This is a genomic window from Microbacterium sp. HMWF026, from assembly GCF_003061325.1.
Lineage (GTDB): Bacteria > Actinomycetota > Actinomycetes > Actinomycetales > Microbacteriaceae > Microbacterium > Microbacterium testaceum_E.
The window spans coordinates 1-6,107 of sequence record NZ_QAJB01000042.1 but is presented as its reverse complement, the minus strand read 5'-3'; the positions used below and the strand labels follow the sequence as shown (position 1 = coordinate 6,107).

Annotated in this window: 7 protein-coding genes; 5 read left to right on the top strand and 2 right to left on the bottom strand. The window is 73.2% G+C overall.

Translation table 11 applies throughout. From position 1 onward, the window contains the following. On the bottom strand, positions 1–914 hold a 914-nt coding region (locus DBR36_RS01815), incomplete at its 3' end, for an ATP-binding cassette domain-containing protein (RefSeq protein WP_108317313.1). 98 nt (positions 915–1,012) lie between these two features. Between DBR36_RS01815 and DBR36_RS01810 the strand changes: the two genes are divergently transcribed. From DBR36_RS01810 to DBR36_RS01790, 5 genes are read left to right on the top strand one after another with little or no spacing between them, the layout of a single operon-like run. After that, positions 1,013–2,077: an enoyl-CoA hydratase/isomerase family protein gene (locus DBR36_RS01810; RefSeq protein WP_108317312.1), complete on the top strand. Its 1,065-nt coding sequence runs from the start codon at positions 1,013–1,015 to the stop codon at positions 2,075–2,077. Positions 2,078–2,099: 22 nt separating this feature from the next. Continuing rightward, positions 2,100–2,945 (top strand): LssY C-terminal domain-containing protein, encoded by an 846-nt coding sequence (locus tag DBR36_RS01805; RefSeq protein ID WP_108317311.1) that lies wholly within the window; start codon positions 2,100–2,102, stop codon positions 2,943–2,945. Next, the gene (locus DBR36_RS01800) at positions 2,942–3,562 is read left to right on the top strand and encodes a hypothetical protein (protein ID WP_146185169.1); all 621 of its coding nucleotides are present in this window, start codon (positions 2,942–2,944) and stop codon (positions 3,560–3,562) included. Before DBR36_RS01805 ends, DBR36_RS01800 begins: the two co-directional genes overlap by 4 nt. A 51-nt stretch (positions 3,563–3,613) precedes the next feature. Beyond that, a complete protein-coding gene (locus tag DBR36_RS01795) occupies positions 3,614–4,540 on the top strand; it encodes a DnaJ domain-containing protein (protein ID WP_108317309.1) in 927 nt (308 codons plus the stop codon). A gap of 40 nt (positions 4,541–4,580) precedes the next feature. Continuing rightward, a complete protein-coding gene (locus DBR36_RS01790; protein ID WP_108317308.1) occupies positions 4,581–4,763 on the top strand; it encodes a DUF5302 domain-containing protein in 183 nt (60 codons plus the stop codon). A gap of 21 nt (positions 4,764–4,784) precedes the next feature. On the opposite strand, the gene DBR36_RS01785 is transcribed toward DBR36_RS01790, so the two are convergent. Next, positions 4,785–6,107 (bottom strand): bifunctional hydroxymethylpyrimidine kinase/phosphomethylpyrimidine kinase (locus tag DBR36_RS01785; RefSeq protein WP_108317307.1); only part of this gene is annotated, 1,323 nt, incomplete at its 5' end.

Here is a 6,107-nt window from a genome sequence, read left to right as displayed (position 1 = left end):
CCCCCCGCGCTCGCGTGCACGCGCACGCCGCTGACCAGCTCGAGGAAGATGTCCTCGAGGCTCGCGCCCTTGCTCTGCAGGTGCGACAGCGCGATGCCGGACGCCGCGGCCAGGCCGCCGATCTCGGCCGGCTCGTGGTGGCGGACCGTGAAGCCGTTGCGCAGCAGCTGGTAGCCGATGCCCCGCTCGTCGAGCACACGCGACAGCGCGGCGCGATCGGGGGAGTCGACGACGGTCGCGAACTCGTCGGGGTCGGCGAGATCTTCGATGCCGCCCTGGAAGACCAGTCGGCCTCCCGAGATGATCAGCAGGGCGTCGACCGTCTGCTGCACCTCGGCGAGCAGGTGCGAGGAGATCAGGACGGTGCGTCCCTCTTCGGCCAGGTGGCGCAGCAGCGAGCGCATCCAGCGGATGCCCTCGGGGTCGAGGCCGTTGGTCGGCTCGTCGAGCACGAGCACGCCGGGGTCGCCCAGAAGAGCGGTCGCCAGGCCCAGGCGCTGCCGCATGCCGAGCGAGAAGCCGCCCACGCGGCGTCCCGCGACGTCGGCGAGACCGACCAGGCCGAGCACCTCGTCGATGCGCGTCGTCGGGATGCGCGCCGCGCGCGCCGAGACCTTGAGATGGTTGGCGGCCGAACGCCCGGGGTGGAAGCTCGAGGCCTCGAGGGCCGCGCCCACCGTCTGCAGCGGCGACGTCAGGTCGGTGAAGCGGCGCCCGCCGATCGTCGCGGTGCCCGAGGTGGGGCGGACGAGCCCGAGCAGCATGCGCAGCGACGTGGTCTTGCCCGCGCCGTTGGGGCCGAGGAAGCCGGTCACCCGACCGGGTTCGATGCGCGCCGTGAGGTCGTCGACCGCCGCCACCGCCCCGAAGCGCTTGGTGAGTCCGGCGAGCTCGATCACCTGTCCGTCGGGCATACGGCACCTTTCGTTGGGCGGGCGTTCTCTCCATCTTCCCCGATCCGGGGGTGAAAACGCATCTCGGCGACCCCGCCGCCCGTGTGTAACGTGGCACCGTGCACGCCCCCCACTCCGACGCCGACAGCGTCCTGGTCTCGAGCCGCCGCGGCCTCGGCCACCTGACGCTGAACCGCCCGCGCGCGATCAACGCGCTCGACCTGGACATGATCCGCGCGCTGCACGTGACGCTGGACCGCTGGCAGCACGACACCGACGTCGACGTGGTGCTGCTCGACGGCGCGGGCGAGCGGGGGTTCTGCGCGGGCGGCGACATCCGGGCGTTGCACGGCATGGTCACCGCCGGTCGGGTGGACGAGGTGCACGCCTTCTTCCGCGAGGAGTACGCCCTGGACCACGCGATCTCGACCTCGGCCAAGCCGGTGATCGCGATCGCCGACGGCGTGTGCATGGGCGGCGGCATCGGTCTGGCCGGGCACGCGGCCATCCGCATCGTCACGGAGCGCTCGCGTCTGGCCATGCCCGAGACGCGCATCGGTTTCACCCCGGATGTCGGCGGCTCGTGGCTGCTGGCCCGTGCTCCCGGTCGCCTCGGCGAGTACCTGGCCCTGACGGGCGGAGAGATGGATGCCGCGGACGCGCTGTACGCCGGCTTCGCCGACCACATGGTGCCCACCGCCCACCTCGAGGCACTGTACGAGGCGCTCGAGAACCGCGCCGATCCGTCGAGCCCCACCGAGCTGGTGCTGCTCTTCGACGAGAGCCCGGAGCCGTCGCGCCTGATCGAGAAGCGCGCGTGGATCGACGACGCGTTCGCCGCGAGCGACGTCGCGGGCATCATCGACCGGTTGCGGGCGCGGCCCGAACCCGACGCGCTCGAGACCGCCGAGCTGCTGGCCGCCTCCGCCCCGACCGCGCTCGCCGTGACGCTCGCGGCCGTGCGGCGCGCTCGCGGCCTGCCGTCGTTGCGGGCGGCCCTCGCGCAGGAATACGGGCTGGTGCTGTGGTTCGCCCTCACCCAACCCGACCTCGTCGAGGGCATCCGCGCGCAGGTCGTCGACAAGGACCGCTCTCCGCGCTGGTCGCCCGCGCGGCTGGCCGATCTGCCCGAGGACCGCGTCGCCGAGGCCTTCGCCTTCGAGCCGGAGCCGGCGCTGTGGTGACGTCGGGCTGTTCGAGCCGGCCATGACCGCACCGCGGCGCCGCTGGTCGTTCGGCAGGGCCCTCGACGGGTTCTTCTTCGTCTTCGCCGGTCTCGCCGCGGTCTGGCTCGCCTACCTGAGCCTGACGCAGTCGTTCTCGCTCGGCTGGGGCGGCGTGCTCATGGCGGTCGCGTTCTGGGTGCTGCTGGCCTACCTGGTGCTGCCCCGGCTGCACCGCATCCTCACCGCGATCTACGTGCCCGACTACTTCATGGGGCGCACGCGCACCTCGGACGGGCTGCTGGGCGACCCCGTCAACCTCGCCCTGCTCGGAGAGCGCGCGCAGATCGAGGCGGTGATGGCGGCCGCGGGGTGGATCCCGGCGGACCCGGTGAGCCTGCGGTCGTCCTGGCGGATCGTGTCGTCGACGCTCGGTCGCCGCAGCTATCCGCGCGCTCCCGTGAGCCCGCTGTACCTCTTCGGTCGGATGCAGGACCTGGCCTACCAGCAGGAGGTCGCCGGCTCTCCCGCGCAGCGGCACCACGTGCGCCTGTGGCGGTGCCCGGACGGCTGGCTGCTGCCCGGAGGGCGACGGGTGGACTGGCTCGCCGCGGGCACCTTCGACCGGGCGGTCGGCCTGTCGTTGTTCACCCTGCAGGTGACCCACCGCATCGACGCCGACACCGACATCGAGCGCGATCACATCGTCGGAACGATCGAGGGGATGCCGGGAGTCGCCGTCGACGTCATCCGCGACTTCGCGACCGGGTACCACTCGCGCAACGGCGGTGGCGACAGCATCTCGACCGACGGCGATCTGCCCATCATCGACGTGCGGGGCGTGGACGCGGCTGTTCCCGGCACCCGCGGCCCGGAGGCGCCACGATGAGCCGGGCGGGTTCCCGGCGCGAACGCGTGCCCCGCAAGCGCGTCGCTTTCGAGCCCCCGCTCGAGCCCGCCCCCGCGGAGGCCGCGCATCATCGCCCCCTCGCGATCGTCGCCGGAGCCGTGCTGGTCCTGCTGCGGGCGGCGGCCGGAGCGCTGTGGGCCGTCAGCGTCGCCTTCGCGCTGCCGCCCTGGCTCCGCGACGTCGCCGGGGCCTGGAGCGGTGACGCCAGCGAGGCTCCGGACGTCAGCGCGTCGGACCTCGGCGTGGGCACAGCGGTGTTCCTCGCCATTCTCGGCATGGTCTGCGCGGTGCAGGTGGTGCTCGGCATCCGGATCCTGTTCGGGGGAAACCGGTCGCGCGTATTCGTCATGCTGATCTCGGTGGCGTCGATCTCGGCGAGTTTCGTGGGGTGGTGGGAGTTCGGGCAGGAGATCTCGATCCGCACGACGCTGACCACCCTGGCGCTCGACATCCTGGTGCTGCTCGCGCTGTCGAGCAGGGATGCAGCGGCCTACGCCCGCCGGCCACGCGCGCGGCACGGGCGACGGCGCGATCGTGCGGGGCGCTCGGCGCGTTCTCAGCGGCGCACGGGGCTGCCCCCAGGCGCGCCGCGTTAGCCTGAAAGGCGCCGCGCCCGCACCAGGTCGCGGCAGAACGGATGAACGGACGTGTTCGACAGCCCCATGTCGTCATCGGCATACGAGGTGCTCCGCGTGGCCGCCGACGCCGACGACGAGAGTCTGCGCCGCGCCTATCGCGTGCGCCTGCGCGAGACGCACCCCGACACGGGCGGCGACGCCGCGCAGTTCGTCCAGGTGCAGCGCGCGTGGGAGCTCGTCGGAACGCCCGAGGCGCGCAGCGCCTACGACCGCGGCCGCGGGTCGTCGTCACCCGAGTGGGGCGGCGCGTCGGCGGCATCCCCCGCTCCGCGGCAGACCGACACCCGGCCGCGTGCGCGGTCGCACGGGCAGCCCGGCGGGTGGCGCCGCGAGCGCTACCTCGGCCTGATCCGCGAATGGGTGGGCCGTGGGGTCGAGATCCCCGACCCGTACGACCCGGCCCTCGTGCGGTCGGCTCCGCCCGAGATCCGCCACATCCTGGCCGACGCGCTCGCCGAGGAGGAGACCGCGCGCCTGGTCTCGGAACTGGGCATGGGTTACACCGTGTGGCACGACGTGCTCGCCGACCGCGACGGTATCGACCCCGAGCAGAAGATCGATCACCTCGTCCTCGGCCCGAGTGGCCTCCACGCGCTGCTGAGCGAGGACTTCGGTGGTCCCGTCGGCGTGCGTCGCGGCGAGATCAGCGGCCCGAACGTCATCGGCTCCCCCGTGACGGAGCTCGTGTCGCGCGCCCGCGTGATCGCCCGCGCGGCCGGGGTGCGCTTCAGCGGTGCGCTGGTCGTGCTCCCCGACGACGACGTGCTCGACGCCATCACCGAGCTCGGCAAGGTGCGCGGTACCCCCGTCGCCCTGGTCACGCGCAGCGCCCTGACGACGCTGCTGCGTCGCGGGATCACGGGCGGTCGCGAGGTCGGCGGCACCGAGCTGTTCGACATCCGCACCCGCCTGCAGCAGCGCGTCCGCCACGTCTGAGCGGTCGCGCTCGCGCGCCCGACGTGCCTAGGGTGGGGCCATGAGTACCGACGACACCCCGGGCGCTTCGGCGTCGGACGACATCAAGCGCAAGTTCAAAGAAGCACTCGAGAAGAAGAACGGCCAGCAGCGGTCGGGTCAGGCGCACCTGGACGGCCACTCCGCCGTCCAGGGCACGCACGGCGCCGTCACCAAGCGGGAGTTCCGCCGCAAGAGCGGCTGAGTCCCTCGTCCCCCGCGCGGTTCACGCCGGGCGGGGGACGCCCAGCGGCGCCTCGAAGAACGACCGCTCGAGCGTCATCGAGCGGTCGTACGCCTCGGCCATCGCGGCCCGTTCGGGAGCGGATGCCGTGCGAGCCGCGGCATCCACGATCCTCGTCGCCTCGGCCGACGACGCGGCGAACGTCTCGTCGCCGTACGCCCGGAGCCAGTCGGCGTAGGCGTGGTCGGGCGCGAAGGTGCCGCGCCAGCGGGCCCCGATGTCGGTGTACAGGACGAAGCACGGCAGGATCGCCGCGACGAGCACCGCGTACGAGCCCGCGACGGACGCCGCCAGCAGGTGGTCGGTGTAGGCCAGGGTGGATGCCGCGGGCACGAGCCCCTCGGCCCGCACGTGCGTCTGATGCAGGGCGGCCTCTTCGGCGAGGCACGACACCGAGGCCGCCGCCCAGAACCGCTGCTCGTCGACGTGCGGGGCCAGGGCAGCGGCGCGCGCGAGGACGCGGGAGTAGGCGCGCAGGTACAGCAGATCCTGTTCGAGGTACCACGCGAACGCCGCGCGATCGAGGGTTCCGGATGCCAGACCCCGGACGAACGCGCAGTCGTCGACCGCGGCGCGGGTGGAGGCGGTGGCATCCCACCTCTCCGCCGCCCACGAGGTACCCAGGTCGATGTGCGGTCTGAGCTCGTGCAGGTGGTCGATGGGACCGTTGCCGCGGCCGACGCGTAGCGCCTCGGCGTTCTCGAGGGCGCCCGTGAGCCACCTCTTGGCGCGTTCAAGGGCGGCGGGCCAGCCCAGGCCGTGCGCCGAGAGGGTCGCCATCGCCGACGACAGCGAGCAGCCGGTGCCGTGGGTGTGCCGGGTCGCGACCCGCGAACCGTCCACCGGGTGGACCGCGTCCGCGCTCACGATCGCGTCGGGGCTCTGCACGCCCTCGAGATGCCCGCCCTTGAGCAGCACCGTGGTGTCCGCGCGCACGGCGAGGGTTTGCGCCTGCGCGACGGCCGCGTCCCACGTGGTGGCGACCGGCCGGCCCACGAGGACCGCGAGCTCGGGCAGGTTGGGGGTCACCAGGTCGGCCCGCCGGCACAGGTCGCGCACGGCGTCCTCGGCGTCGGCGTCGAGCAGGCGGTCGCCGCTGGTGGCGACCATGACGGGATCGAGGACCACGAGGGGCGGGCGCACGGCATCCAGCCACGAGGCGACGACGGTCGTCACCTCGACGGAACCGAGCATGCCGATCTTGACCGCGTCGATCTCGACGTCGTCGCTCACGGCGCGCAGCTGCGCGTCGAGGAACGCCGTCGGCGGCACGTGCACCTCGCGTACGCCCCGGGTGTTCTGCGC

What these genes read in the sequence shown, in the direction of transcription:
- DBR36_RS01805 (WP_108317311.1), top strand. Translation starts at nt 2,100, where the DNA reads ATGACCGCACCGCGGCGCCGCTGGTCGTTCGGCAGGGCCCTCGACGGG.
- DBR36_RS01800 (WP_146185169.1), top strand. Translation starts at nt 2,942, where the DNA reads ATGAGCCGGGCGGGTTCCCGGCGCGAACGCGTGCCCCGCAAGCGCGTC.
- DBR36_RS01790 (WP_108317308.1), top strand. Translation starts at nt 4,581, where the DNA reads ATGAGTACCGACGACACCCCGGGCGCTTCGGCGTCGGACGACATCAAG.